This is a genomic window from Cognatishimia activa (genome assembly GCF_017798205.1).
GTDB classification, from domain to species: Bacteria; Pseudomonadota; Alphaproteobacteria; order Rhodobacterales; family Rhodobacteraceae; genus Cognatishimia; species Cognatishimia activa_A.
Window position 1 is genome coordinate 1,440,647 of sequence record NZ_CP060010.1, and the last position, 24,636, is coordinate 1,465,282.

23 protein-coding genes are annotated in these 24,636 nt (G+C 56.9%); 10 read left to right on the forward strand and 13 right to left on the reverse strand.

Translation table 11 applies throughout. The features are described from left to right. Window positions 1–19: 19 nt before the first annotated feature. On the forward strand, window positions 20–1,039 hold the full coding sequence (locus HZ995_RS07000) for a LacI family DNA-binding transcriptional regulator (RefSeq protein WP_209357949.1): 1,020 nt from the start codon (window positions 20–22) through the stop codon (window positions 1,037–1,039). Here HZ995_RS07000 and HZ995_RS07005 read toward each other — a convergent pair. The 4 genes from HZ995_RS07005 to HZ995_RS07020 form a co-directional block, all read right to left on the reverse strand. Beyond that, a complete protein-coding gene (locus HZ995_RS07005; protein ID WP_209357950.1) occupies window positions 1,036–2,673 on the reverse strand; it encodes an SAM-dependent methyltransferase in 1,638 nt (545 codons plus the stop codon). The genes HZ995_RS07000 and HZ995_RS07005 overlap by 4 nt on opposite strands. Next, window positions 2,670–3,668 (reverse strand): hypothetical protein, encoded by a 999-nt coding sequence (locus HZ995_RS07010; RefSeq protein ID WP_209357951.1) that lies wholly within the window; start codon window positions 3,666–3,668, stop codon window positions 2,670–2,672. The genes HZ995_RS07005 and HZ995_RS07010 overlap by 4 nt, the downstream gene beginning before the upstream one ends. Window positions 3,669–3,731: 63 nt before the next feature. Further along, a complete protein-coding gene (locus HZ995_RS07015; RefSeq protein ID WP_209357952.1) occupies window positions 3,732–5,942 on the reverse strand; it encodes a glycosyltransferase family 2 protein in 2,211 nt (736 codons plus the stop codon). Between the two features lie 3 nt (window positions 5,943–5,945). Next, window positions 5,946–7,013, reverse strand: coding sequence for a glycosyltransferase family 2 protein (locus HZ995_RS07020; protein ID WP_209357953.1), 1,068 nt, complete (start codon window positions 7,011–7,013; stop codon window positions 5,946–5,948). A gap of 694 nt (window positions 7,014–7,707) precedes the next feature. Here HZ995_RS07020 and HZ995_RS07025 point away from each other — a divergent pair. Continuing rightward, on the forward strand, window positions 7,708–9,369 hold the full coding sequence (locus tag HZ995_RS07025; protein ID WP_209357954.1) for an ABC transporter substrate-binding protein: 1,662 nt from the start codon (window positions 7,708–7,710) through the stop codon (window positions 9,367–9,369). Window positions 9,370–9,465: 96 nt separating this feature from the next. Here HZ995_RS07025 and HZ995_RS07030 read toward each other — a convergent pair whose 3' ends face one another. After that, window positions 9,466–10,578, reverse strand: a complete 1,113-nt coding sequence (locus HZ995_RS07030) for a zinc ABC transporter substrate-binding protein (protein ID WP_209357955.1) — start codon at window positions 10,576–10,578, stop codon at window positions 9,466–9,468. Between the two features lie 87 nt (window positions 10,579–10,665). Between HZ995_RS07030 and HZ995_RS07035 the strand changes: the two genes are divergently transcribed. Genes HZ995_RS07035 through HZ995_RS07045 form a run of 3 tightly spaced genes read left to right on the forward strand, consistent with a single transcriptional unit; the run spans window position 10,666 to window position 12,675 of the window. Further along, window positions 10,666–11,139: a Fur family transcriptional regulator gene (locus tag HZ995_RS07035; protein ID WP_209357956.1), complete on the forward strand. Its 474-nt coding sequence runs from the start codon at window positions 10,666–10,668 to the stop codon at window positions 11,137–11,139. After that, a complete protein-coding gene (locus tag HZ995_RS07040; RefSeq protein ID WP_209357957.1) occupies window positions 11,136–11,891 on the forward strand; it encodes a metal ABC transporter ATP-binding protein in 756 nt (251 codons plus the stop codon). The genes HZ995_RS07035 and HZ995_RS07040 overlap by 4 nt, the downstream gene beginning before the upstream one ends. Next, the gene (locus HZ995_RS07045) at window positions 11,884–12,675 is read left to right on the forward strand and encodes an iron chelate uptake ABC transporter family permease subunit (protein WP_209358191.1); all 792 of its coding nucleotides are present in this window, start codon (window positions 11,884–11,886) and stop codon (window positions 12,673–12,675) included. Before HZ995_RS07040 ends, HZ995_RS07045 begins: the two co-directional genes overlap by 8 nt. Here the strand turns inward: HZ995_RS07045 and HZ995_RS07050 are convergent. The 5 genes from HZ995_RS07050 to serB all read right to left on the reverse strand — a co-directional run bounded on the left by HZ995_RS07050 (window position 12,672) and on the right by serB (window position 16,902). After that, entirely contained in the window at window positions 12,672–13,166 is a 495-nt protein-coding gene (locus tag HZ995_RS07050; RefSeq protein WP_209357958.1) for a DUF2478 domain-containing protein, read from the reverse strand. The two genes, HZ995_RS07045 and HZ995_RS07050, sit on opposite strands and share 4 nt — an antisense overlap. 72 nt (window positions 13,167–13,238) lie before the next feature. After that, window positions 13,239–14,006, reverse strand: coding sequence for an isocitrate lyase/PEP mutase family protein (locus HZ995_RS07055; RefSeq protein WP_209357959.1), 768 nt, complete (start codon window positions 14,004–14,006; stop codon window positions 13,239–13,241). Continuing rightward, complete coding sequence (locus HZ995_RS07060) at window positions 14,003–15,067, reverse strand: bifunctional transcriptional activator/DNA repair enzyme AdaA (protein ID WP_209357960.1); 1,065 nt, start codon at window positions 15,065–15,067, stop codon at window positions 14,003–14,005. Before HZ995_RS07060 ends, HZ995_RS07055 begins: the two co-directional genes overlap by 4 nt. Window positions 15,068–15,270: 203 nt before the next feature. Continuing rightward, complete coding sequence (locus HZ995_RS07065) at window positions 15,271–16,029, reverse strand: TSUP family transporter (protein WP_209357961.1); 759 nt, start codon at window positions 16,027–16,029, stop codon at window positions 15,271–15,273. Next, entirely contained in the window at window positions 16,030–16,902 is an 873-nt protein-coding gene (gene serB, locus HZ995_RS07070) for a phosphoserine phosphatase SerB (RefSeq protein WP_209357962.1), read from the reverse strand. Window positions 16,903–17,021: 119 nt separating this feature from the next. Between serB and HZ995_RS07075 the strand changes: the two genes are divergently transcribed. The 5 genes from HZ995_RS07075 (at window position 17,022) to HZ995_RS07095 (ending at window position 21,585) form a co-directional block, all read left to right on the forward strand. Further along, on the forward strand, window positions 17,022–17,537 hold the full coding sequence (locus HZ995_RS07075; protein WP_209357963.1) for a hypothetical protein: 516 nt from the start codon (window positions 17,022–17,024) through the stop codon (window positions 17,535–17,537). Between the two features lie 157 nt (window positions 17,538–17,694). Further along, window positions 17,695–18,837 (forward strand): phosphoserine transaminase, encoded by a 1,143-nt coding sequence (locus tag HZ995_RS07080; RefSeq protein ID WP_209357964.1) that lies wholly within the window; start codon window positions 17,695–17,697, stop codon window positions 18,835–18,837. 93 nt (window positions 18,838–18,930) lie between these two features. Further along, window positions 18,931–20,526, forward strand: coding sequence for a phosphoglycerate dehydrogenase (serA, locus tag HZ995_RS07085; protein ID WP_209357965.1), 1,596 nt, complete (start codon window positions 18,931–18,933; stop codon window positions 20,524–20,526). A gap of 69 nt (window positions 20,527–20,595) precedes the next feature. Then, window positions 20,596–21,336, forward strand: a complete 741-nt coding sequence (locus HZ995_RS07090) for a metallophosphoesterase family protein (RefSeq protein WP_209357966.1) — start codon at window positions 20,596–20,598, stop codon at window positions 21,334–21,336. Window positions 21,337–21,438: 102 nt separating this feature from the next. Then, window positions 21,439–21,585: a hypothetical protein gene (locus tag HZ995_RS07095; RefSeq protein WP_209357967.1), complete on the forward strand. Its 147-nt coding sequence runs from the start codon at window positions 21,439–21,441 to the stop codon at window positions 21,583–21,585. Window positions 21,586–21,638: 53 nt separating this feature from the next. Here the strand turns inward: HZ995_RS07095 and tdh are convergent, their stop codons facing one another. The 3 genes from tdh to HZ995_RS07110 all read right to left on the reverse strand — a co-directional run bounded on the left by tdh (window position 21,639) and on the right by HZ995_RS07110 (window position 24,631). Next, window positions 21,639–22,667, reverse strand: coding sequence for an L-threonine 3-dehydrogenase (tdh, locus tag HZ995_RS07100; protein WP_209358192.1), 1,029 nt, complete (start codon window positions 22,665–22,667; stop codon window positions 21,639–21,641). Window positions 22,668–22,681: 14 nt separating this feature from the next. Further along, window positions 22,682–23,869: a glycine C-acetyltransferase gene (locus HZ995_RS07105; protein ID WP_209357968.1), complete on the reverse strand. Its 1,188-nt coding sequence runs from the start codon at window positions 23,867–23,869 to the stop codon at window positions 22,682–22,684. Window positions 23,870–24,070: 201 nt separating this feature from the next. Further along, on the reverse strand, window positions 24,071–24,631 hold the full coding sequence (locus HZ995_RS07110; protein ID WP_209357969.1) for a helix-turn-helix domain-containing protein: 561 nt from the start codon (window positions 24,629–24,631) through the stop codon (window positions 24,071–24,073). Window positions 24,632–24,636: the final 5 nt, after the last annotated feature.

Below are 24,636 nucleotides of genomic sequence, written 5' to 3' on the forward strand. Positions count from 1 at the left end.
AACTACAAGGTGGTGCCCCGTGGCGAATGATGAAAACCGCTCTTTGACCCTGCGAGACGTATCTGAGGCGTCGGGTGTTTCTGAAATGACCGTAAGCCGCGTATTGCGCAACCGAGGCGATGTCTCGGCAGCGACGCGGGAACGGGTGCTGAAAGCTGCGAAGGAACTGGGCTATGTGCCCAACAAGATCGCCGGCGCTCTGGCCAGCCAACGCGTGAACCTTGTGGCGGTGATTATTCCGTCGTTGTCCAACATGGTATTCCCTGAGGTTTTGAGCGGCATCAGCGAAGTTTTGGAAACCACGGACCTACAGCCGGTTGTGGGTGTGACGGACTACCTTCCTGAAAAGGAAGAGAAAGTTCTCTATGAAATGCTCTCGTGGCGGCCATCGGGGGTCATCATCGCGGGGCTGGAACATACGGATGCGGCTAAAGCGATGCTGCGGAACGCCGGCATTCCTGTGGTTGAGATCATGGACGTGGATGGCAAGCCTGTGGATGCCATGGTCGGGATCTCTCACCGCCGCGCTGGGCGTGAAATGGCTAAGGCGATCCTGAAAGCAGGCTATACGAATATCGGCTTTCTGGGTACCAAAATGCCGCTGGATCACCGCGCGCGGAAACGGTTTGAGGGCTTTACCGAAGCGCTCGCCAAAAGCGGCGTCGAGATCATGGATCAGGAGTTTTACTCCGGCGGTTCTGCCCTGCTGAAGGGCCGCGAGATGACTCAAGCGATGCTGGAGCGCACACCAGAGCTCGATTTCTTGTATTTTTCCAACGATATGATTGGCGCGGGCGGGATGCTGTATTTGCTTGAGCAAGGCATCGATATTCCGGGTCAGATCGGGCTGGCGGGCTTTAATGGGGTTGAATTGCTGCAAGGCCTGCCGCGCAAGCTGGCAAGTATGGATGCCTGCCGCCGGGAATCCGGACGACATGCGGCGCAGATCATCGCGGCACGCGTGGCTGGCGAAGACATCGAAAGTGTCGTGGAACTCACCCCAAAAATTGCCTTCGGAGACACGTTGAAGCGCCGTTAAACGCAGCGCGTTAGCATGATCCTCTGGCGGTTGTTCTGTTTGGACAGGATTTCAACCGCTCCTAGGTTGGAGAGCCGTTCGATTTGGTCAGACGCCTGACTGTTGCGTAGATCCAGGATCAAACGGCCGCCATCTACGAGTTTTTCCGTGAAAAACGGCATGTAGCCATCGATTGGGAAGTGGAAGCCGCAGGCCAAGAGGCTGACGATCATATCCACTGGCTGAATGGCTTTTAGGTCATCCTTCATTGGATTGGTTGTCCGGATTTTTTGTTTCGCGATCCCGTTGTCATTTAGGAACCGTGCGGCCTTTTGCAGGTTAGAATAGGCCGCGCCGACCTCTTCGAACCCGAAATGGCGGTTCTCGGACGTTTCGACGTCGATCAATTCGACGTCGCAGTCAAAATGCTTTGCCGCCGCAAAACTAAAGAAGCCATAGCCGCAGCCGATGTCAGCCAACCGGTCTGGATGAAAGCCGTCGAGGGATTTCAGCAACTCGGTGAATTCGTCGTTGATCTGCCCATAGGCGCGTGCAGGAAGTTGGGTGTTTTTCTCCCGCACAACCTCTTCCAATGCGGTCGCATCGCCCTCTGTCCAAGCCTTAACCTTGCGACCAGCCGATTTGACGTCATGCAAGATTTCACTGCGCTGCAGGATGATGTTGAGGTGATCCTGCGCGTCAAAAGCGTCAAAATTCATGCCCTTCACCACGCGAATGCGTTTGGGCGATGGTAGCTGCTTTTGCGCGTCTTTTAAGGCCGCGCGGAACTTAGGCCCGCCGCGTTTTGACAGGACATATTCGCATAATCTCACCGTCAGACGCGGGCGGTTCTTTTCCAGAACGGCATCCAGCAATTCACGTTGATAGCGCGTGGAGTGATGACGCGCGCGCATCATCTTATAGAACTCGGGTCGGGTCAGGGTTCCAGCCACACAGCCCTCGATGATCGGGGTCAGGATACCCATCTGCACCCAGAGCGAAGCCATGCGGTGCCCTAGGAAGCGGCATGGAAATTTCGTGATGTTTGGACTGTCAAACAGGGTTGCGTGCATCGCGTCCTGCGGCATGCGCGGGTCATAGAACACATAGGCGTTCTCGGCAGCCGCCACATAGTCCGGCGCATAGCCGTAGCGATCTTTGAAATTGCGCCGCCACGCCTTGAGGTAACGGTATTCCCAACTGGCCTTCTCGCGGTCCAGCGTGGCCTGAGGCGAGATCAATATGACTGTCGAACCCGGCGCAGCAGCGCTGAAGGCTGCCGCTGCGTAGGCCCCCATTGAGGCCCCATAGAACACCACTTTCTTAAAGCGGTTGAAGAACCCGGTGTCCCGCAGCTCGTCAAAGAAATCATAGACCGCTTCGTCGCGATACCATGTCCAGTCATGCGCCATCAGGCCCAGCATGGACCAGCCACGTTTGGTAACAAACCCATAGCCCCAAGGCAGGCGATCCTCGGTGCGTTCATAGACGTGGTCGAGGTTTTCAAACGTCACTATCAGCGTGTCGCCGCCTTCGACAAAGAGCGCGCTATGTTCATGCCCCAAGGCGCGAAAGAACCCTTTTTCCTCGCCCATCTTCGCGAGGTTTTGCCGCCAATCGGCGCGGGCTTTGCGAGGGGACAGGGTTTCCGTCATTGAAAGAGCTTCACGGCTTTTTGGACAAGGAACGTGCGCCAAGCGCGCACCTCGGCGGGTTCCACATTGTTGTTTTTCGCGAGTTGAGCGATGGATTCATCGCCGCGTAGGGCTTCGATTGCGATCATCGCGCGGAACCGCGGATCGGCCGAACCGCCCGAGAACTTAGAGACTTTGGCCGGAATAGGCGCCTCTTTGTGGTCGATCCCGTGATGTTTCAGCATCTGATCCAGAAAACTGCCGCGTCGGGGTTTGTTGTCTTCATTGTCCCGCAATCTTGGCTTGAGCCGCCGTGCCCAAAGGTGAATGGCCCGGGTGTTCTCGGTTATTTCGTCTTCTATGTTGAAACGGCTCAGGATGAGGTGGTTTCGGTCTTTGAACGAAACAGGGAAGAAGACGTCCTTGTCCTGCGCGTGTTCAATTTCGCCCGTGTCTTTCAAAAACCAGGACACCGCGCCGGGGCCGGTGAAGCCCCATTCCTGTTCGGTCATGTGAACAGGGCGGCCCGCGTTTTGTTCGTACTCCAACTCTTCAATCTGATGCGGTTTCAGCCAAGGGCCTATGGCGTAGGGATCCTCAAAGAACTTCAAAAGACCCGAGAGCGTTTTGCTGTCTTGCGGCAGGCCCAGCACCGCGTTGCACACGAGCCCCGGCTTTTCCCATCCAAAGACATGATCGCCGTCAAAATCAAACGGGCGACGGCAATAGACATCGCAATCCACCCAGATTTGATCCGTCTTTTGCAGCATATTCAGCCGCCAGAGATCGGCGTGGATCGCGGGGCTGCCGGTTATCGCGTGGCGCAGCATCGGTTCGCCGGGATAGATCTCGTTTGCGTCCCCTGCCAAAACCCCCTCTGGCAGATTGCCGATCGGCGCATAGCTGTAAAGCGTGATCTGATGACCGGCGTCTGCAAAGGACTTCAGGCACAGTTGTTCCAGCCACGACAGATCCCCTCCGATCCAAAGGCTCGCGATTTTTGGCAGGTCAGCCATCTGCTCTCCGTTTGTTTCTTCTATGGAAACAGTAATCTGCGCGCGTGTCCAAGGGGAATTGCCTCAATGTTGGGTCTCTTGTTTCTCGACCGTGAAAAAGAACCCATCTGGGTGGTCGTTAAAGGCGATGTCATCAGGCACCACATCGGGCCCGGCCAGAAAGACATTTGCCCCAAAGTGTTGAAGCTTGCGCGACAAGCGCTGCATGCGCTCGCTGGTCAGAGTTTCATAGAACGCGGCGTAGTTGGGGGTTGCCTTGAGTTCGTCGATTTTGGCGCGGTGTGCGTCTACGCAGGCGCTGTGCATCTTGGCGATATCCGGGTCGGCCAAAAGCCTGTTCATCTCTGACTGTAGCGCTGGCAACATGCGCGTGATCGAGGTGTCCTCGACAATGTTGTGGTTCATGCGGAACCAATAGGCGAGGCCCTGATCGCGGTCGACGTGGTTCACACGGCCTCGATCTCGTTTCACCAGAAAACTCTCGGCCGAGCGTACGGCATAGTGGTTCAAGCTGACCAGATCATAGCCGACCGTGGCTTTGGTCGATCTCCAGGCGTTGCGGAAGTTGGATTTCGGCATGGGTTTGCCAGACCCGTTGACCCAATTGATCTGCTCCCAAAGCTGGGGTTTTAGCCCCTTGGGTCGGTGCACACCAAGTTTCTTAAAGATCCCAAGGTTTCGGTAAAGCGTCTTAAATCCCCAAGCCTGATGGGGCTTTCGCGTCATTTCTGCAGCGCAACGGGTGAAATCGCCAATCAGCGGGGCGTCACGAAATGCATGTTGATCCGAGTTGCCAAACAGCCGCCATGTCATCGCGATCATATTGGCGTCGGGCACAGCCGCGAAGAGGTCTGACAGGCGGCCGTCACCCACTTTCACATTGATGAATTCGTCCACATCCATACAGACCAGCCAGTCCGACCTTTGCATCATCGGCTCATCGTCGGCGGCATGAAGCGCTGCGTGTTGCGGCTTGAGGCCGCTTTCGCGAAAGGGATTGTCGCGGTGTTGGACCAGGCCTTTGTCTTGCAACAGATCAAGGAAGGTATCGGTGCCGTCGGTGCAGTCGTTGGTGTAAACGAGGAAGTTCTCGACCCCGATGGCACGATGATAAGCCAGCCATTCCAGGATAAATGGACCTTCGTTTTTCATACAAGTCACGATGGCGACGGAGTTCGGGATCTTGGCCGTAGTTTTCGCGTGTTGTGCCGGAATAGGCACAGGCTTTCCGCCCCAATACGATGTCGCGCGCAGCATAAGATCAGGGGCTTCCACCAGCGACGTCTTAGGAACAATCTTTGAGATCGAGCCCGCATCGTGCCTCAGCGCCATATAGCGATAGAAGGGCAATGGCGCGGTCGTGCCCAAAGCCGCGCCCGGCATGAAGAACGGACGCCAAAGGCGTGTTTTTGGGGTTTTGGAAGGGGTCAGGCTCCAACGTGTGATTTTCTGGCTGCTGTCAAATTGCGTGCAGATATGATCCGAGAATTGCGCTTCGCGCCCGTTGCGCACGCGCCAAGGGTATGCCGGTGTGCCGCTTAGAAGGAGCGTGCCGCCGGTGGTTCGCTCTAGCAGGTCAATAAGGCTGTCGCCTTCGGTGGGTTCAAGCAGGTCGCTGGGGTCCAGCAACGAAACCGATTTGGCGTCATTCAAAAACCGCCAACGGAGATGTTCGACGACGTTCAGCTGCCCAAGCGGGGAGCGCCACGGATCTGGGTCTGGTACCACCATGCGATCTTTGCCCGGAGCATCTGGCGCGCAGAAAGGGTGAGATTCCGCGGGCAAATCCGGATCTCCGAGGGGAATATCAAACTGTATGACGGCGAGCGCCTTAAGGCCGGGCAGGGCGCGCGCGGCCGATCGCAAAGCCTGTGCGAAATCGCTTCCGTCGCTCGGGTTAGCACGATCCACAATCAAGGCTGCGTTCAGGCCGTGACGGTCCAAATTCCAGCGCAGCCAGTCCAGAGTAACGTCGACCGACTGCCCGTTGCGAAAGGCCAGCACAGCATGCAGGTTTTCGAACAGGTCACGCTGATGGTGCGAAAGGGTGACGTCTGGTCGGGCCTCGGACGCTGCAAAGCTGAGGATCTGATGTGCGCCTATGGCTCTGACTTCGGGTTGGACGGCACTAAAACGCGCTGGCGTCAGGCTGCCAACGCCAAAGACCTGCGCCTCTTCGCCCGTTTGCACAGCGTCCAGGATCACCTCGTCCCCGATGCGCTGATGCGTGATCACGTGGTGTTCAAACCGAAGGGTTGAGGGGACGTCTGCCATAGGTCAGGTGCTCTCGACAGAGTCCTTTTGGGTGCGCTGAGCCAGATGGTACCAGGCCACCAATCGCCGTTGCAGGCGAGGCGGAGGCACCTCGCTGCTTCCTGCTGTGATCAGTTTGGTCATAAGACTGTGCGTCTCTGGTTGAAGCACAAGCTGATTGAACCGTTCTTGATGGCATTCCACACAATCATCATGCAGTTTTTTGACCCCGGGCATGAACAAGAGCTCTTCGAGAACTTTCTTCGTGGCGCCCGACATCGCCGAGATCGAAGTGTCTTCGACCGTGTTGAAGTTGCGATCTACCCAATAGGCAAGGTCGATTGGCTTCTTTCTGTTAGGCAAACCACGCTCGCGTTTCAAAAGAAAGGCCGCCACCGATTTGACCGCATAGTGGTTGACCTCGACCAAGTCGCGCGCGGGTTTGTGACCGAAAAACGAAATCCGTTTTTCGTCCATCGCAAAGTCCTGATCGATGAATGTGCCGGACCCGTCCACAAAAATCGGGCGGCGGGCTTTCGCCAGAGGTTTCTGCTGTGGGCGATGCACGCCAAAGCTGCGAAACGGGCCATTCGGTTTAAACAGGGTCTTACACAGACTGGCCGAGATCGGGTAGGTCGCGGTTTCTGGAATGGCGCGGGTATAGGCCTCCGTCACCAAGCGATCTCGTATTCCCACGTGGCCATTGTGCCCAAACAAGCGCCATTGCATCACAATCCCATCGGCCTCCGGTGAAATCGCGTTGATCAGGGCGGGTATGGTACGGTTGCCTGTTTTGATGTTCAGGAACTCGTCGACGTCGCTGACCAGAACCCAATTGGCCTTTCTGGTCAAAGGATGCGCCCAGGCTGCCTTGAGCGCTTGCCACTGGATCGAGTTCCCCTTCTCGAGTTTGTGCTCAACTAGGCGCACAATGCCGGCCTGTTGCAGAGCCTTTAAAAGCTCGATGGTCCCGTCGCTGCAATCATTGGCGTAGATAAGGAAGTCGGTGACCCCGGCCGCCCTGTGATGGGCGATCCATTCAAGCAGGTAAGGTCCTTCGTCCCGTACCGTAGTGACACATAGAATTCGCAATTTCTGCTGCTCTGATTTGCTTTTTCACGAGTCTAACAGCCTTGACGCAAAAAGCCATATGAGACCGATTTCCACGTCCTAGAGATTCTCTAAAAACACCACTTTTCTTAGGTCACGTGCTGAAATTTTCCCGGTATTTTTGCTTTTGCAGGCGTCCTTGGCGGTAAATGAAATCAAAATGTCGTTTTTCGACCAGAGGAAACACCCGTCTCCGGCAGACATTTTCGTATGGATTTTAACGCCGCGCCGCACCATCAAGCCACGCGTTCAAATTGGTCAACGGACCTCTTTGATCCTGTGCTGACTCTGGCGGCTGACTTTAAGTCCTTCTGTCGACTCTCCCTTTCCGTGTTTGCGCTGACTCATTTTAATGTTGCAATTCATGCAGTTGCGCGTGAAGGTGAAGGCGCACGTCATCACAAGTCGGCGTCTGTGGGGGGAAATCGACTGAAAAATGAACGCAACGCTCAGGTCTTTAGACAGCGAGTAGGGCGTTTTAGCTGTGGGCCTCGCCCACTGCGGTGACCTACGAATTTGGCCGGTTGAAACCAACGTGTTTCGGGTCCGGTCGTGGTCAGTAGAGGTCAAAAGGCGACCTCTTAGTGATCAAAAGAACTTGAATCGCCACAAGGCGGTTTTTGGTCAAAACTAGAACCATAGGGGCAAAAACGCCCCGCACACAGGGAGACTATAAATGGAATTTCTGACACGTACCGGCAAGCCTCTGCCTAAAGAGATTGTCGATTCTGCCAAGAAAGTGGGTAACGACGAAGTATCTCGTCGCGAGTTCCTCGCGATTGCTTCTGCATTCGGCGCGACCGCGGCGACCGCATACTCCATGCTTGGCATGGCGGCTCCTGCCCAAGCGGCTGGCCACGCGAAAATGGGCGGCACCGTTCGCCTCCAGACTGAAGTGCGCGCGCTGAAAGACCCACGCACATACGACTGGTCCCAGATCGCAAACTTCTCTCGCGGTTGGCTCGAGTATCTCGTGTCTTATGAGAACGACGGTACCTTCACCCCAACCCTGCTGGAAAGCTGGGAAGTTTCTTCAGACGCGAAGACCTACACTCTGAACGTACGTAAGGGCGTTAAGTGGAACAACGGCGACGACTTCACCGCAGAAGACGTAGCGCGCAACATCACTGGCTGGTGTGACAAATCCGTTGAAGGTAACTCCATGGCGGGCCGTATGGCGTCTCTGATCGACGCTGACTCTGGCAAAGCCATCGAGGGCGCAATTGTTGTTGTAGACAGCCACACTGTTCAGCTGAACCTGCCAAACTCTGACATCTCGATCATCCCGGGCATGGCAGACTATCCAGCGGCGATCGTTCACAGCAGCCACAACGACGCGGACATGCTGACCAACCCAATCGGCACTGGCCCTTACCTGCCAGAGTCTCTGGAAGTCGGCGTTAAAGCGGTTCTGGTGCGCAACGAGAACCACACCTGGTGGAACGCTGGCAACGGCGCATGGATCGATCGTTTCGAGTATGTCGACTACGGCACCGACCCAGCAGCTTGGGTTGCAGCAGCAGAAGCAGATGAATACGACGTTAACTACTCTGTTGATGGCGACTTCATCGACCTGATCTCGTCTCTGGACGGCTGGAACACCAACGAAGTTGTGACCATGGCGACCATCGTTATCCGTCCAAACCAGCTTGCAGAAGTTGATGGCAAGCAGCCTTACGCTGACAAGCGTGTACGTCAGGCTCTGGCGATGGCGGTTGACAACAACGTTCTTCTGGAACTGGGTTACGGCAGCCGCGGTATTCCAGCGCAAAACCACCACGTTGGTCCAGCGCACCCAGAATTTGCTGACATTGGCGCACCAAAGCACGACCCAGCGGGCGCGCTTGCTCTGATGAAAGAAGCGGGCATGGGCGACTATGAGCACGAACTGCTCTCGATCGACGATGCATGGCGGAAAAACACCACCGACGCCGTTGCGGCTCAGCTGCGCGACGCAGGCATCAAGGTCAAGCGGACCGTTCTGCCTGGTTCCACCTTCTGGAACGACTGGGCGAAGTATCCATTCTCCTCCACCAACTGGAACCACCGTCCTCTCGGTGTTCAGATCTGGGGTCTGGCCTATCGTTCTGGCGAAGCATGGAACGAGTTCGGCTGGTCCAATGCAGAGTTTGACGGCATCCTGGCAGAAGCGCTGGCAACTGCTGACGTGGAAGCGCGTCGTGCTCTGATGGCGAAAGGTGAAGAGATCATCCGCGAGGAAGGCGTCACCATCCAGCCATACTGGCGTTCGCTCTACAACCACGCGAAAGAAGGTCTGGAAGGCGCTGGCCACCACATCACCTTCGAATTCCGCCCAGCTCAGGTTCACTGGACCTAAAACTGTCGGAAAGACAAAAAGAAAGGGTCGCCTTTGGGCGACCCTTTTTTGTTAGGCGACCTCCCGATGTGGGAGAGGAGGCCGCCTGACGCACTCTTATTTGATGCAGCCTTCGATCGAGTCCGCGATGTTTTGCAAAAGCTCGGTGTAAAGGCCTGCTCCCAGATCAAGGCCAACGCCCAGCGGGTCGATAACGGTCGCAGAAACTTGACCGTTGGTCACAGACTTCACCAGCGCATCGCTGAATTGAGGCTCAGAGAAGACACAAGTGATGTTGTGTTCTTGGATCTCGGCTTGGATCTCGGTCAGACGCGCCGCGCTTGGAGGCGTGGCGTCAGAGACCTGCAATGCGCCGGTTGCCTTCAGGCCAGTGGCCTCTTCGAAATATTGATAGGCGTCGTGGAACACGATGAACTTCGCGCCACTGTATGGCGCAAGTTGCGCAGCCAGAGCGCCTTCCAGCGCTTCAAGCCCTTCGGCAGCTGCAGCTGCGTTTGCTTCGTAGGTGGCCGCGTTTTCTGGATCTAGTTCCGACAGGTGTTCCGCGATTTCGCCAACCCAAGAGGCCGCGTTGTGCGGGCTAAGCCACGCATGAGGGTCTGCGCCATCGTGGTCGTGGCCGTGTTCGTCGTGATGACCTTCTTCGGCGTGCTCGTCATGACCCTCTTCGTCGTGATCATCATGCCCATGCTCGTCCTTGTGATCGTCATGGTCATCATGGTCGTCGTGATGTTCATCTTTGTGATCATCGTGGCCATGTCCCTCATCGGCATGCTCTTCATGATCATCGTGGTCGTCATGATGCTCGTCTTTGTGCTCATCATGATCGTCGTGATCATCATGGTGGTCCTCCCCAGCGAAAATCGGTGTTTCGCGGAAGTTCAGAACCTTGGTGCCATGCGCATGAAGTAGCTCGAGCGACTCAGCCTCTGGCGCCAGATTTTCGATCGAAGACTCAAGCCATGGCGTCAGATCTTCACCGATCCAAACCACCATGTCTGCCTCTTGCAGCGCGCGGGCCTCGGAAGGACGCATGGAATAACCGTGTGGGGAACTGCCCTGTTTCATCAAAATCTTAGGAGATCCCAGATCACCCATCACTTGCGATACAAGAGAATGAACGGCGGGAATATCGGTGACAACATTTGGCACGTCAGCATAGGCGGCCGTTGTTGTGAGCATCAGAGCGGAAAATGCACGAATCTTCATAGGTTTCTCATGTTATGGTATAACGTTGAGGGGTTGCCTATCTAAATTGTTATAGTATATCAAGCCTTAGATTCAGTCGGAGTCCCTATGACTAGTCCTGGTTTTCAAGCACATGACCATGCCCGTTGCGTCTCTGATGGTATGGAGGCGGCGCTTTCTTATTGCGAAAAGAATGGGCTGAAATTCACGCCGGTGCGCCAGCGCGTGTTTGAAATTCTATTGTCCGAGCACAAGGCGATGGGGGCGTATGACATCCTCGAAATCCTCGCCAAAGAAGGTATGGGCAGTCAGCCGCCCGTGGTTTATCGCGCGTTGGATTTCCTTGGCACACACGGCTTCGTGCATAAGATCGAAAAGCTGAATGCCTTTGTGGCCTGCGACCATCCCGGCTCGGTTCACGATCCGGCCTTCATGATCTGCCGGAGTTGCACCAAAGTCGTCGAAATGGACGGCAGCCCAAGCTCCGAGATATCGAGCGCGGCGCAGGATCTGGGGTTTGAGGTCGAGGCCGTTGTGGTCGAGGCCGAGGGCCTGTGCCCGACCTGTCAGGACCCTTCATGACACTTGTGAAGACCGATGGGATGACCATCCAGATGGGCGGTACCACCGCCCTGCGTCGGGTCGATTTTTCCATTTCCAAAGGCGAGATCGTGACTGTTGTCGGCCCGAATGGATCGGGCAAGTCGACGCTGATGCGCGCGATCATTGGCGCGATTGAGCCCACAGAGGGCTCTCTGACACGCGCGCCGGGTTTGCGCATTGGCTATGTGCCGCAAAGCCTGCATATCGACCCGACATTACCCATTACTGTCCGACGGTTCCTATCCCTGCCCAATCGCAAACCTAAAGCCGAGATCGAAGCAGCTATGGCGCGGGTTGCAGCAGAGAACCTTCTGGACAAACAGATGTTCACTCTGTCGGGCGGGCAGTTCCAGCGCACCCTTTTGGCGCGTGCCTTGCTCGAAAAGCCCGATCTTTTGATTCTGGATGAGCCGACAACTGGCCTGGACCAGCCTGGTTCGGCGGCGTTTTATCGGCTGATCGAAGACATCCGGCAAGAGTCGGGAACCGCCGTCCTGATGGTCTCGCATGAACTGCACGTTGTGATGAGCGCCTCTGACCGTGTGATCTGTTTGAATGGGCATGTGTGCTGCCACGGGTCTCCTGACGTGGTGGCCTCGGCGCCAGAATATCGGGCGTTGTTTGGGTCTGGCACGCAAGGGGCGCTGGCGCTCTATCGCCATGATCACGATCACCATCACCACCATCACGACCATGATCACGACCACGCCGAGGATCACGCCCATGTTTGACGATTTCCTCGTGCGAGCGACTCTGGCAGGCATCGGCGTTGCGATTGCCGCGGCTCCTTTGGGCTGTTTCGTGGTCTGGCGGCGCATGGCCTATTTCGGAGACGCTACCAGCCACGCGGCCATCCTCGGTATCGCCCTGGCTTTGGCGTTGAATATTTCCGTATTCACCGGAGCCCTTGTGATCGCTTTGGTAATGGCCTTCACGGTCACATCGCTATCGGGGCGCGGATTTGCGATGGACACGCTGCTGGGAGTTGCAGCGCATTCGGCCTTGGCCGTTGGGCTGGTCGCCGTGTCCTTTCTGTCCGGTGTGCGCTTGGACCTCATGGCCTATCTCTTCGGCGATATTCTGGCGGTCGGGACCTCTGATCTGGCCGTCATCTGGGTCGGTGCGGCCTTGGTGCTTTTGCTGATGATCTGGCGCTGGTCCGCACTTTTGACGGCCACGCTGAACCATGGTCTCGCCAGCGCCAGCGGCATCAATCCGCAACGTGAGCAGATGATCCTGACGATCAGCCTTGCCATTGTCGTGGCGGTCGCGATCAAAGTCGTCGGAGTCCTGCTGATCGTAGCTATGCTGATCATCCCAGCCGCTGCCGCACGGCCCGTGGCGCGCAATCCCGAGAGCATGGCATTGATCGCGGGCGTTATCGGAGCCCTGTCAGCCGTGCTGGGCCTTCGCGCGAGCTATCTTTATGACACGCCTGCTGGGCCAAGCATTGTCTGCGTGGCTGCGGGCCTATTTCTGGTCAGCAATATTCTGGGACGCTTTCGCGTCGCCTAGGCGGTGAACCACTTCTCGAGCGCCTGTGGGTCAGCCTCAATAAACTGAGCCTCGCCGCCACAGAACTCTTCAAAGGCCTGACGGTTCATGCCGTTCACGCCGCAAACCACAGGTACACCAAGCTCGATGGCCTGACCGATCACATTGCGAAAACCGCGTCCGCCTGCCTCGTGCTTGCCGAATTTGTTGATCACCAAAAGGTCCGCATCCTCGGAAATTTGCGCTTCGACCTCGACCACTGCCTTTTCCAAAGCATCCACGTCCAAGCGACATCCGCGAGAGTCCTTGCCCAGATTTTGGGAAATGCGGATGGTGGGCCCCTGGGGCATCACCATGACGTCCATGTCGCACATGGCACAGTCTTCGCGATCTGTGTTCACCTGCACGACACCGCACACCTTGGTGCCTTTGGCCTCTTGCGCCGTGGCAAAAGCGTGCAGAACCTGATCCAGATCCCCTTTGCCTTCCGTCATGGTGAATGCGATTTTCATTGGCCGCGTCCTTGCTGTGTGCCCCTTATTTAGGGGGGCACAGTGGCAATTTCCATGGGCAAAAGCGACGCGCTACGCGCCGGTGTCTTCTTTGAAGCGAACAACCAGATCTTCGAGCATCCGGCGATAGGGCCAAGGTCCATGGCTGACGCGCGCAACGCCTAATTCCGCCAGCTCTTGGGCAGAGGGGCAGCCGGGCATCATCAGCACATTCACGGGGATGGTGGCTGCTTCGCAGATGCGGCCGATCAGCTCGGGATCTACAAGCGCCGGGATGAAATACCCGCTTGCGCCCGCCTCGGTATAGGCGGCCAGCCTTTCCAGCGCTTGCGACATGAGGCCTGCGTGCCAGTCGCGGTTGGCTTCCTTGAGGAAAAGATCGGTACGGGCATTGATGAAGAGATCAACGCCGAACTCTGTTGCAGCTTCGCGGGCCGCTTGGATGCGTTTGACCTGATCGACCTCGGAATGGAGACCCTTGCCGCCGATCATTTGGTCCTCAAAGTTGATACCCACCGCGCCCATCTTCATGGCCTGCGTGACATTGCGCGCAACACCCGTTGGTCCGACCGCATAGCAGCCCTCGAAATCCAGAGTGACCGGCACATCAACGGTCTTGCAGATCCGGCTGATGTTCATCATGGCGATTTCGAGCGGGAGCTTTTCACCATCCACAAAACCCTGCGCATCGGCCACCGACCAGCTGCCTGTGGCAATGGCCGGGGCGCCTGCGTCAACCAGCGCCTTCGCACTGCCCGCGTCCCAGATATTATAGAGCACAAGCGGATTGCCCGGCTGATGCATCTGGGCAAATTGGGTTGCTTTCTCGGCTTGTGTCATGCGGCGCTGTCCTTTTGATAATCCCGTTCCAGCTCGATCAACCGCTGTTTGCGCCAAAGACCACCGCCATAGCCCGTGAGGCTCCCATCTGCGCCGATGACCCTGTGGCAGGGAATGATCAGCGCGATCTGATTGGCCCCATTGGCACGGGCGACGGCGCGCGTGGCGCTGGGTCGACCAAGGTCTTTCGCAAGTGCCCCATAGGTCTCGGTCTGTCCAGCACCAATGGTGAGCAATCTGCGCCAGACCAATTGCGTGAACTCAGACCCATGCAAGGTGAGCGGGATGTCAAAGAGGGATGAGCGGCCCGCGAAGAACGCCCCGAGCTGCGCGCGCAGGGTCTCGTGAATAGGAAATGTTCCGATCCCAAGCGATCCCTTGGCATAGGCGTTGAGCTTCTTCAGCGACCCGGGCAGGGCTTTGCGGTCGATGAACTCAAGCAAATGCAATGAGCTCTTGTCACTGACTGCCACCATTGGCCCCAAAGGCGTGTCGATCCAATCGGCCCTCAAAAGAGCGTCTCTAGCAAAGCTTTGGGGACTTTGGCCCATGAGTTTCGCAAAAGCAGTTCGAAAGGCGCTGGGACTGTCAAACCCGGCATCAAGCTGCGCCTCGATCACCGGACCGCCTTTGGCAAGCGTGGTAAAGCCCTCGCGCAGACGGCGTTGGCGGGCCATTTCCAGAAAGGTCATCCCGAACTGGCGTTTAAAAGCGCGTCGTGCGGTTGAGGGATCGATCCCGAGTTTGGCCACATTTCCTTCGCTGAACCGGTAAGAGGGACGCGCTTCAAGTTCTGAAAGCAATTTGGCGATAACCGGATCCCCTTCGGCATAAGGCGCCATGGGTTTACATCTTTTGCAGGCGCGGAAGCCTGCGTCGATGCACTCGCCGATGCTGGCATAGAACTGGCAGTTCTCGGGTTTTGGATTGCGAGCTGGACAGTCGAGGCGACAGAAAATCCCCGTCGAGGTGACACCCACCCAAGCGCGGCCTTCGTAGGACGTGTCTCGGTTGCAGAGGGCTTCGTAGAGCGTGGCGTGGTCAGGCAGATCAAACATCATGCGGTCAGACTAGACCGAGTCGCGTAACACTGGCGTCTAAAATCGGGCGCGGATGTGGGATTTGAGTATTTTTAAAGCGTTTCGAGATTAACCAGTGGCACTGGTTGATTTCGAAACGCCCACTCCATCATTGGGTTCCGAGCGTTTTGCGCCAAACATTGAGTCAAATTTGGCGTAAAACGCTTTAGCAAGATGAATGCCGTCTAAAGCATGTCCCAGAGCAGCTTCAATGCCAATGCGAGTGAGGTCGTGATGAGGAGCGGCTTGATCAGGCGTGATCCGATTTTTTGAGCCAGGGACGCTCCAAGACGCGCGCCGAGAATCTGCGCCAGACCCATGGCAATCCCTGTGATCCACCAGGGCGAGGCGACGAAGGCAAAGGCGAGCATTCCGCCTACGTTTGACGCAAAGTTCAAAAGTTTCGTATGGGCGGTGGCTTTGAGGACGCCATAGCCAGCTAGTCCCACAAAGGCGAGCATATAGAAACTGCCTGCCCCGGGACCAAGAAGGCCGTCGTAGAAGCCGACAAGCGGGACCATGGTGGCCATGAGGACCATTGGAGACATGCGCCGGGCGCGGTCTTGGTCGTTCAATCCTCGGGAAAGGCCAAAATAGAGTGCGACAGCAATCAGAAGGATCGGCAAGAGAAGGCGGATGAAATCGGTGGGCAAGACAGAGATCAGAAATGCGCCAGCGATGGATGCCGCAAAGGCGATTGTGGCGGGCAGGATCTGGGCCTTGAGGTCGACATGGCCGCCTTTGGCATATGTCAGCGCGGCGGTGCCTGCGCCGAACAAGCCTTGGATTTTGTTGGTTGCAAGGGCCGTGACAGGGTTCGCGCCGCTTAAAAGAAGTACCGGCACGGTGATCAGCCCGCCACCGCCCGCAATTGCATCGACAAATCCGGCGGCAAAGGCTGCGCCAAGCAGAAGGAGGAGGATCTCGGTTGAGACCTCAAACATTTAGGCGAACTCAGACTTTGCGTAGCCTTGCAGGTAGAGCAGGGCGGTGAGGTCTCCGTGGTTGATGCGGATGTCGCATTCTGCAGCAACCGAAGGTTTCGCGTGCAGAGCAACGCCCGCACCGGCAAGGCCGAGCATGCCGAGGTCGTTCGCGCCATCGCCAACCGCGATCACCTCTTCGGCGGTGAGGGCAAGTCGCGCAGTGATCTCGTTTAATGCTTCGACCTTGGCTTCGCGGCCGAGGATCGGGCGGCCCACGTCTCCGGTGAGTTTGCCTCCTTCGATCAGCAGAGTGTTGGCGCGGTTTTCGTCAAACCCATGCGAGGCCGCCACATAGGCGGTAAAGGCCGTGAACCCGCCAGAGACCAGCGCCGTATAGCCGCCATTGGCTTTCATCGTCGCCAAGAGCGTTTGGCCGCCGGGCATAAAGGTGATGCGTGTGTCGATCACGGTTTGGATGACGCTTTCATCGAGATCCTTAAGGAGGCCAACGCGCTCGATCAGAGCGCCTTCGAAATCGAGTTCGCCATTCATGGCGCGCGCGGTGATGGCTTTGACATGATCGCCGACGCCAGCGACATCGGCCAGCTCGTCGATGCATTCCTGTTGGATCATGGTGCTGTCCATATCCGCCAGCAGCATCTTTTTGCGGCGGTTTTCAGCGGGTTGTACGATCAAATCGATTTTGAGGGCTTGCAGGTCTTCCCAGACCGACCAGAGATTGTCCGGTTTTTCGGAAAGCGAGAATTCCGCGGCCTCGCCAGTTGCCAGCCACTGTGCTTCTCCACCTCCCCAAGCGTTGCGCAGGTTTTCGACCGTAGCGCGGTCTAGACAGGGTTTTGCAGGGTTGGTCAGTAGGGTCGCGATGAACATATTGGGCCTCGTGATGGCGGGATCACTCAGCCCATAGCCCAGCAATTGTGGATTTACCAGCAGCGGTGATCCACTGGAGGACCCGTTTCGTATCCTGAACACATGCAATGGAGGTTAGAATGACCGGAATTTTTCGCGCCGCGCTGGTGATTGCGCTGTTTTGGACAATGCCTGTGCAAGCCAATGCTGTTTTTCCGACTCTGTCATTTGAGGACCTGAATGGCGACATGCATGTGTTGCCGAAAGGTCTTCCCGGAGACCCAACGATCGTCTTCATTGCCTATAAGCGCAATCAACAACCGGCGGTAAACACATGGATTAATGCCTTAGGCCTTGATCCCAACCGCGGCGCTGAATTTGTCGAGCTGCCTGTGGTTGGAGCGAATGCCAAGTTTATGAAATCATTCATCGACAACGGGATGAGATCTGGCATCGTGGACCCGGCGTTGCGGGCGCGTACGATCACGATTTACGAGAACGCGTCTGTCGTAAATCGCCCTCTGGGTTTTGCCGGTCGGGACGAAATTCGAGTTTTGATTGTCTCGCAAAATGGTGACGTTCTGTGGTCGACATCGGGCTCAGCTACAGAGACCGCTGTGAAGGATTTGCAGGCGGCCTTTACCGCTGCCCAGTGAGGCAAAGTTTCCGATAGGCGACATTTCTGTCGGTCTTTCTGTTTGATGTGCCGTTTTTGTCCCCGAATTGCGGTTGCGAGTCGGGCCCTCGCGCTTTAGCTCCGGCGGTGGGACACCTCTCCCCAACGAGAGGCGCTTATCTGGAAGGGTAGCAGTAATGGCTATTGAACAACCGGCAACGCGGCCGGCGAACCCGCGTTTTTCTTCTGGCCCATGTGCCAAACCCCCCACCTTTGAATTGAATAAACTCGCGGATGCAGCCTTGGGCCGCAGCCACCGGGCTGCCGTTGGCAAGACCAAGCTGAAAGATGCCATCGAAGGCACCCGCGAGATCCTGGGCATTCCTGCCGACTATAAAATCGGCATCGTTCCTGCGTCCGACACCGGCGCAGTTGAGATGGCTTTGTGGTCCATGCTGGGCGCGCGCAAGGTCGAGATGCTGGCCTGGGAAAGCTTTGGCGCGGGCTGGGTCACGGATGTGGTCAAGCAGCTGAAGATCGACGCAGAGGTTAAGACTGCTGACTACGGTCAGATCGTGGATCTTGCCTCCGTTGATTTCGCCAATGATGTTGTTTTCACTTGGAACGGCACCACCGCAGGTGTGCGGGTTCCGAACGGCGATTGGATTGCCGATGACCGCGAAGGCATTACGATTTGCGACGCGACCTCTGCAGCCTTCGCGATGGATCTGTCTTGGGACAAGCTGGATGTGACCACCTTCTCTTGGCAGAAGGTTCTGGGCGGTGAAGCGGCACACGGGATCATCGTTCTGTCCCCTCGTGCCGTTGAGCGCCTGGAGACTTACACTCCTGCATGGCCGTTGCCAAAGATCTTCCGCATGACCAAAGGCGGCAAGCTGATTGAAGGCATCTTTACCGGTGCGACCATCAACACGCCGTCGATGCTGGCGGTTGAGGACTATCTTTTTGCACTGGAATGGGCGCGCTCTGTGGGCGGCCTAAAGGGTCTGATCGAACGCGCGGATGCGAATGCGAACGCCGTGTTTGATTTCTGTGACGCCAATGACTGGATCGCGAACCTTGCGGAGGATGCGGCGACGCAGTCCAACACGTCTGTTTGCCTGAAGTTCACCGATGACCGCATCCAGGACGGCGCGGCTTTTGCGAAGGCCGTTGCAAAACGTCTGGAAGCGGAAAACATCGCACTGGACATCGGCGCTTATCGTGACGCGCCAGCGGGTCTTCGGATCTGGTGTGGTGGCACAGTCGAGACCGCAGATATCGAGGCGATGCTGCCTTGGCTCGGATGGGCCTTTGAGGCCGAAATCAGCGCGCAATAACAAACGGGGACACGATTTCTTAGAAAGAAATCGACAGCGGAAACTTTCAAAGTTTCCGCCCCCTCCCGAAAATCAATCAAGAGGACCAAACCCATGGCGCCTAAAGTACTTGTTTCCGACAAACTCAGCGAAACCGCTGTTCAGATCTTCCGCGATCGTGGCATCGACGTGGACTTCATGCCAGAGCTTGGCAAAGACAAAGAGAAATTGGCCGAAGTGATTGGCCAATATGACGGCCTTGCGATCCGCTCTGCGACCAAAGTCACGCCGACCATCCTAGAAGCTGCGACCAACCTGAAAGTCGTGGGTCGCGCGGGCATCGGCACCGACAACGTCGACAAAGAAGCCGCCTCCAAGAAAGGCGTGATCGTGATGAACACGCCCTTTGGCAACATGATCACAACCGCCGAGCACGCCATCGCGATGATGTTCGCGGTTGCACGTCAGATCCCAGAGGCGTCCGAGTCCACACACGCGGGCAAATGGGAAAAGTCCAAATTCATGGGTGTTGAGCTGACCAACAAAACCCTCGGCGTTATCGGCGCAGGCAACATCGGTGGCATCGTCTGCGACCGTGCCCGTGGCCTCAAGATGAAAGTCATCGCGTTCGACCCGTTCCTTTCTGAGGAAAAGGCCGACAAGATGGGTGTTGAGAAGGTTGAACTCGATGATCTGCTGGCCCGCGCTGACTTCATCACGCTGCACGTGCCTCTGACCGATGGCACCCGCAATATCCTGTCCAAGGAAAACCTCGCTAAAACCAAGAAAGGCGTGCGTATCATCAACTGTGCGCGTGGTGGTCTGGTGGACGAAGAGGCGCTGGCCGAGCTCTTGAAATCTGGCCATGTCGCTGGCGCAGCCTTTGACGTTTTCGCCGAAGAGCCTGCGAAAGAGAACGCTCTGTTCAACCTGCCAAACGTGGTCTGTACCCCGCACCTGGGCGCAGCAACCACCGAGGCGCAGGAAAACGTGGCGCTGCAAGTGGCAGAGCAGATGTCTAACTATCTGTTGACCGGTGCCGTTGAAAACGCGCTGAACATGCCGTCTGTGACTGCCGAAGAAGCCAAAGTCATGGGCCCATGGATCAAACTGGCGGATCACCTTGGGTCCTTTGCGGGTCAAATGACCGACGAGCCGATCCAGGCGATCAACATCCTTTATGATGGTGTGGCGGCTGAAATGAACCTCGCCGCGCTGAACTGCGCCGTCGTTGCGGGCATCATGAAGAAAGCCAACCCTGACGTGAACATGGTCTCGGCCCCTGTTGTCGCCAAAGAACGCGGCATCAAGATCTCGACCACCAATCAGGACAAGTCCGGCACCTTCCAGGGCTATATCAAAGTGACCGTCGTCACCGAGAAACGCGAGCGTTCTGTTGCAGGTACCGTGTTCAGCGATGGCAAGCCACGTTTCATCCAGATCAAAGGCATCAACATCGACGCCGAGATCGGCGCGCATATGCTCTATACCACCAACCGCGACGAGCCGGGCATCATTGGTGCTCTGGGTCAGACCATGGGTGCAAATGGCGTGAACATCGCGAACTTTACTCTGGGCCGTGCGGATGTTGGCGGCGAAGCGATTGCGCTGCTTTATGTGGACGAAGCAGTCCCTGCCGAAGCCCGCGCAGCACTCGCGGAAACGGATCTCTTCACCCAGATCAAACCGCTTCAATTTGACGTCGCTTAATCGTCAAAAAACTCATCTATGAGACCGGCGTCGCCCCAATTGGGGCGGCGTTTTTAATTGGAGACCCCTATGCCCGCTATTTACGCCATCGGCGACATCCACGGCCACTTTGCCCAGCTGGAAACCGCACTTGCGCGGATCGAAGAAGACGGCGGCCCCGATGCGCAGATTGTTTTCCTTGGGGATTATATCGACCGGGGGCCTGATAGCCGCGCCGTGATCGATCTCTTGTCACTTGGCCTCGCAGAGGGCCGCAATTGGGTCTGTCTGAAAGGCAATCACGACGGTTATCTGATCGATTTCCTCGAACATGGTCGCGCCGAGAGCCTCCTGCGTCCCGACCTGCATTGGTTTGACAAACCTCTGGGCGGTGCGGCCACGTTGAAAAGTTATGGGGTAGATGTCGAAGGCAAATTGATCTCTGAGGTCGTCGAAGAGGCGCGCGCCGCGATTCCTGAAACGCACAAAGCGTTCATGGCCGCGTTGCCCTGCTCGCATGAGACCGAGACACACTTCTTTGCGCATGCAGGTATCCGTCCTGGCGTCGCTTTCTCAGACCAAGTCGAGCTTGACCTCACATGGATCCGCGGTGAATTCCTGAACGACACCCGTGACCATGGAAAATTGGTCGTGCATGGCCATACGGCTGTGAGCTTTCCCGAACATGCTGGCAACCGTGTGAACTTGGACGGAGGCACAGGTTTTGGGCGGCCGCTCTACCCCGGCGTTTGTGAAGGCGGGCAGGTTTGGGTGCTGACCGAAACAGGCCGCCAAGCGCTTGAGCCACAAAAAACGTTAACCCAGCTTTAACCTCGTTTCATAAATCCGTCACATTCGGCGCAATTTTCCGCCGCTGCTTTGGGCAAACCTCGGCTTGTGGGGGCGTGATATATGCTAACCAAAGGTGACAAGATGCAGAAAGCACATACACGTCAGGCCTATGAACCAGCTGGCGCATTCCAGAAGTTCATTGCCGCGCAGAAAGCGGAAACTCCAAGCGTTGTTCGTTTGATCAACGGAATGGGTGACTCCACTCTGTTCAAATCTTTCCAGTATTGATTGAACGCACAAAAGCAAAACAGTGGCGGGATCCCTCGCCGCTGTTTGCGTTTTTAGGCCCAGTTGAGGACGACCTTGCCCGAGCGGCCTGAAAGCATCGCCTCAAAGCCGTCCTTGAACTGATCCACCGCGAACTCATGGGTGATCACGCGGCTGACGTCCAAGCCGTTTTCCAGCATGGCGATCATCTTGTACCAGGTCTCAAACATCTCGCGGCCATAGACGCCTTTGATGGTGATGGCTTTGAACACGATGCGGCTCCAATCCACCGGAGACTTGCCGGGCGGGATGCCGAGCAAAGCGATCTTGCCGCCCATCACGAGGCTCTCGACCATCTGATCCAGAGCGACCTGATTGCCGGACATCTCAAGACCCACGTCAAAGCCTTCTTTCATGCCCAGCTCGTGGATCACGTCCTCAAGCGCCTCGTTGCGCACGTCGACAGCGCGCACTGTCGGCACCACATGTTCGGCCAGTTTCAGACGGTCTGGGTTGATGTCTGTGATCACCACATTTCGCGCACCTGCGTGACGCGCGACCGCTGCTGCCATGATGCCGATGGGGCCTGCGCCGGTGATCAGAACATCTTCCCCCAAAAGATCGAAACTGAGGGCTGTGTGAACTGCGTTGCCAAGCGGGTCGAGGATCGCGCCGATCTCGTCAGGAATGCTGTCAGGCAGGGGCACAACGTTAAAGGCCGGTAGGCGCAGATATTGTGCAAAAGCCCCCTGTTCATTCACACCGATCCCACGCGTGCCGGGGTCTAGGTGGAATTTACCAGCTCGGCTCTGACGGCTGTCTGTGCCGATCAGGTGACCTTCGCCTGAGCACCGCTGACCAATCGAAAGGCCCGTCACATCGCGCCCGATCTCTACGATCTCGCCTGCGAACTCATGTCCTGTGATCATGGGTGTTGGTACGGTGGCAGACGCCCAGTCGTCCCAATTCCAGATGTGAATATCCGTGCCACAGATCCCGGTTTTCTTGACCTTGATCAGCACCTCATCCGGACCGATTTCCGGCACTGGGGCCTGCACCATCCAGAGGCCCATTTCGGGGCGGGACTTCTCAAGTGCTTTCATTGTGTTGGGGAGAGTCATGAGATCACCCCCAAATCCCGGCCGACTTTGCCGAAGGCCGTCAATGCACGGTCTAGCTCGTTGCGGGTTAGGCGCGCATTCATCTGTGTGCGGATCCGAGCTTGTCCGTGAGGGACGACTGGGAAGAAGAACCCAGATACATAGACGCCCTCGTCAAACAACCGTCGCGCCATCTCTTGCGCCAGAGGGGCGTCACCTAGCATAACCGGAATGATCGGATGCGCGCCGGGTAGCAGGGTAAAGCCAAGCTCGGTCAGACCCTCACGCCAGTAGTCCGCGTTTTTGAACAATTGCGCGCGGAGGTCCGCGCCGTCTTCGACCAAACGGATCGCTTCAAGGCCCGCTGCCACGATGGACGGGGGCAAAGAATTGGAAAACAGATAAGGCCGCGCGCGTTGGCGCAAGAGGTCAATCACCGGCTGAGGCCCCGCGATATAGCCGCCAATCGCGCCCCCCAGAGCTTTGCCCAGAGTGCCGGTCAGGATATCCACGTCGACGCCAAAATGATCGGGCGTCCCAGCCCCATTCGGCCCCATGAACCCCGTTGCGTGGCAATCATCCACCATCACCACAGCGTCATAGGCTTTCGCGATCCGCGTGATTTCGGGCAGGTTGGCGAGGTAGCCGTCCATCGAGAACACCCCGTCCGTGGCGACCATGATGTGACGCGCGCCAGCGGCCCGCGCCTCTTTTAACTTGGCCTCAAGATCCGCCATATCGTTATTGGCATAGCGATAGCGCTGGGCCTTGCACAGGCGGATGCCGTCGATGATCGAGGCATGGTTCAGACTGTCCGAAACAATTGCATCCTCAGACCCCAAAAGCGGCTCGAAAAGGCCGCCGTTCGCATCAAAACAGGCGGCAAAGAGGATCGCGTCGTCTTTGTTCAGAAAACTTGCGAGGCGCTGTTCCAACTCTCGGTGAATATCCTGCGTACCGCAGATAAAGCGGACGGACGCCATACCGAACCCCTTCGGGTCCATTGCGTCCTGCGCGGCTTTGATCAGATCCGGATGATCCGCCAGCCCCAGATAATTGTTGGCACAGAGGTTGATCACCGAGCGCCCGCCGACCGAGATTTCTCCGCCCTGTGGCGAAGTGATCATGCGTTCCATCTTCATCAGTCCCTCGGCTTCGATCTGGTCCAAGGTTGCGGACACATGGGTCAGGAAGTCGGTCGTCATTTGATCTCTCCAATAGCGGAATCGCGGCAAGAAAATCTGCCATAATGGATAAATATCCAAAATACAGGAAAATGCCAAGAAAAATCCGAGATCGCGGACGCACTCAGCCTGTCGCTGCCAGAAGGAAAACTCCAAAGCGCGCACGACATTTCGGGGCCTGCTCACGTCAATGAGGGCCTGAAACGATTAAAATTGTTTGGTTCAGGTGGTTTGAACGACCAGAAGCGCGCGGGCGACGCCAATGGCTTCGATGGTGTGATCCACATCGGCCTGATAGCGCGCGGTGTCGCCCGCGCCGACCTCTTCGGTCGCGGATCCAGATGTGACCCGGACACGACCTTCAATCACCGTCAGATGTTCGCGCGTTCCCCGTCCGTGGGGACCACTGACCAACTTACCACCGCTGGAAAACACCAAGTCATAAAGCTCGTGTTTACCAGCATCTTCGGGCGCGCTGAGGATGCGGATATTACAACCCTCGCCTCGGTTCTCGATGGTAGGCACATTGGCGGCGCGTAGAACTTCGACCCGGTCGGTCAATTCCTGCCGATCCAAAAGGCCCGCAAAATCCACTTGCAACGCACGCGTCAGGTTCCAGAGCGTCGCAATCGTCGGGCTGCTTTCGCCCCGTTCAATCTGACTGACCATCGAGCGCGATACGCCTGAGAGTTTCGCTACTGCGTCCAATGACAGCCCTTGCGCCCGTCGTGCATCCTTAAGCCGCGCAGGCAAAAGATCGAGAATTTCCGTATCGGTGTTCATCTGTC

Excerpts from the sequence above, each read along its gene's own strand:
- HZ995_RS07005 (WP_209357950.1), bottom strand. The coding sequence starts at position 2,673 with ATGACGGAAACCCTGTCCCCTCGCAAAGCCCGCGCCGATTGGCGGCAA.
- HZ995_RS07010 (WP_209357951.1), bottom strand. The coding sequence starts at position 3,668 with ATGGCTGACCTGCCAAAAATCGCGAGCCTTTGGATCGGAGGGGATCTG.
- HZ995_RS07015 (WP_209357952.1), bottom strand. The coding sequence starts at position 5,942 with ATGGCAGACGTCCCCTCAACCCTTCGGTTTGAACACCACGTGATCACG.
- HZ995_RS07025 (WP_209357954.1), top strand. The coding sequence starts at position 7,708 with ATGGAATTTCTGACACGTACCGGCAAGCCTCTGCCTAAAGAGATTGTC.
- HZ995_RS07030 (WP_209357955.1), bottom strand. The coding sequence starts at position 10,578 with ATGAAGATTCGTGCATTTTCCGCTCTGATGCTCACAACAACGGCCGCC.
- HZ995_RS07035 (WP_209357956.1), top strand. The coding sequence starts at position 10,666 with ATGACTAGTCCTGGTTTTCAAGCACATGACCATGCCCGTTGCGTCTCT.
- HZ995_RS07040 (WP_209357957.1), top strand. The coding sequence starts at position 11,136 with ATGACACTTGTGAAGACCGATGGGATGACCATCCAGATGGGCGGTACC.
- HZ995_RS07045 (WP_209358191.1), top strand. The coding sequence starts at position 11,884 with ATGTTTGACGATTTCCTCGTGCGAGCGACTCTGGCAGGCATCGGCGTT.
- HZ995_RS07050 (WP_209357958.1), bottom strand. The coding sequence starts at position 13,166 with ATGAAAATCGCATTCACCATGACGGAAGGCAAAGGGGATCTGGATCAG.
- HZ995_RS07055 (WP_209357959.1), bottom strand. The coding sequence starts at position 14,006 with ATGACACAAGCCGAGAAAGCAACCCAATTTGCCCAGATGCATCAGCCG.
- HZ995_RS07060 (WP_209357960.1), bottom strand. The coding sequence starts at position 15,067 with ATGATGTTTGATCTGCCTGACCACGCCACGCTCTACGAAGCCCTCTGC.
- HZ995_RS07065 (WP_209357961.1), bottom strand. The coding sequence starts at position 16,029 with ATGTTTGAGGTCTCAACCGAGATCCTCCTCCTTCTGCTTGGCGCAGCC.
- serB (WP_209357962.1), bottom strand. The coding sequence starts at position 16,902 with ATGTTCATCGCGACCCTACTGACCAACCCTGCAAAACCCTGTCTAGAC.
- HZ995_RS07075 (WP_209357963.1), top strand. The coding sequence starts at position 17,022 with ATGACCGGAATTTTTCGCGCCGCGCTGGTGATTGCGCTGTTTTGGACA.
- HZ995_RS07080 (WP_209357964.1), top strand. The coding sequence starts at position 17,695 with ATGGCTATTGAACAACCGGCAACGCGGCCGGCGAACCCGCGTTTTTCT.
- serA (WP_209357965.1), top strand. The coding sequence starts at position 18,931 with ATGGCGCCTAAAGTACTTGTTTCCGACAAACTCAGCGAAACCGCTGTT.
- HZ995_RS07090 (WP_209357966.1), top strand. The coding sequence starts at position 20,596 with ATGCCCGCTATTTACGCCATCGGCGACATCCACGGCCACTTTGCCCAG.
- HZ995_RS07095 (WP_209357967.1), top strand. The coding sequence starts at position 21,439 with ATGCAGAAAGCACATACACGTCAGGCCTATGAACCAGCTGGCGCATTC.
- tdh (WP_209358192.1), bottom strand. The coding sequence starts at position 22,667 with ATGAAAGCACTTGAGAAGTCCCGCCCCGAAATGGGCCTCTGGATGGTG.
- HZ995_RS07105 (WP_209357968.1), bottom strand. The coding sequence starts at position 23,869 with ATGACGACCGACTTCCTGACCCATGTGTCCGCAACCTTGGACCAGATC.
- HZ995_RS07110 (WP_209357969.1), bottom strand. The coding sequence starts at position 24,631 with ATGAACACCGATACGGAAATTCTCGATCTTTTGCCTGCGCGGCTTAAG.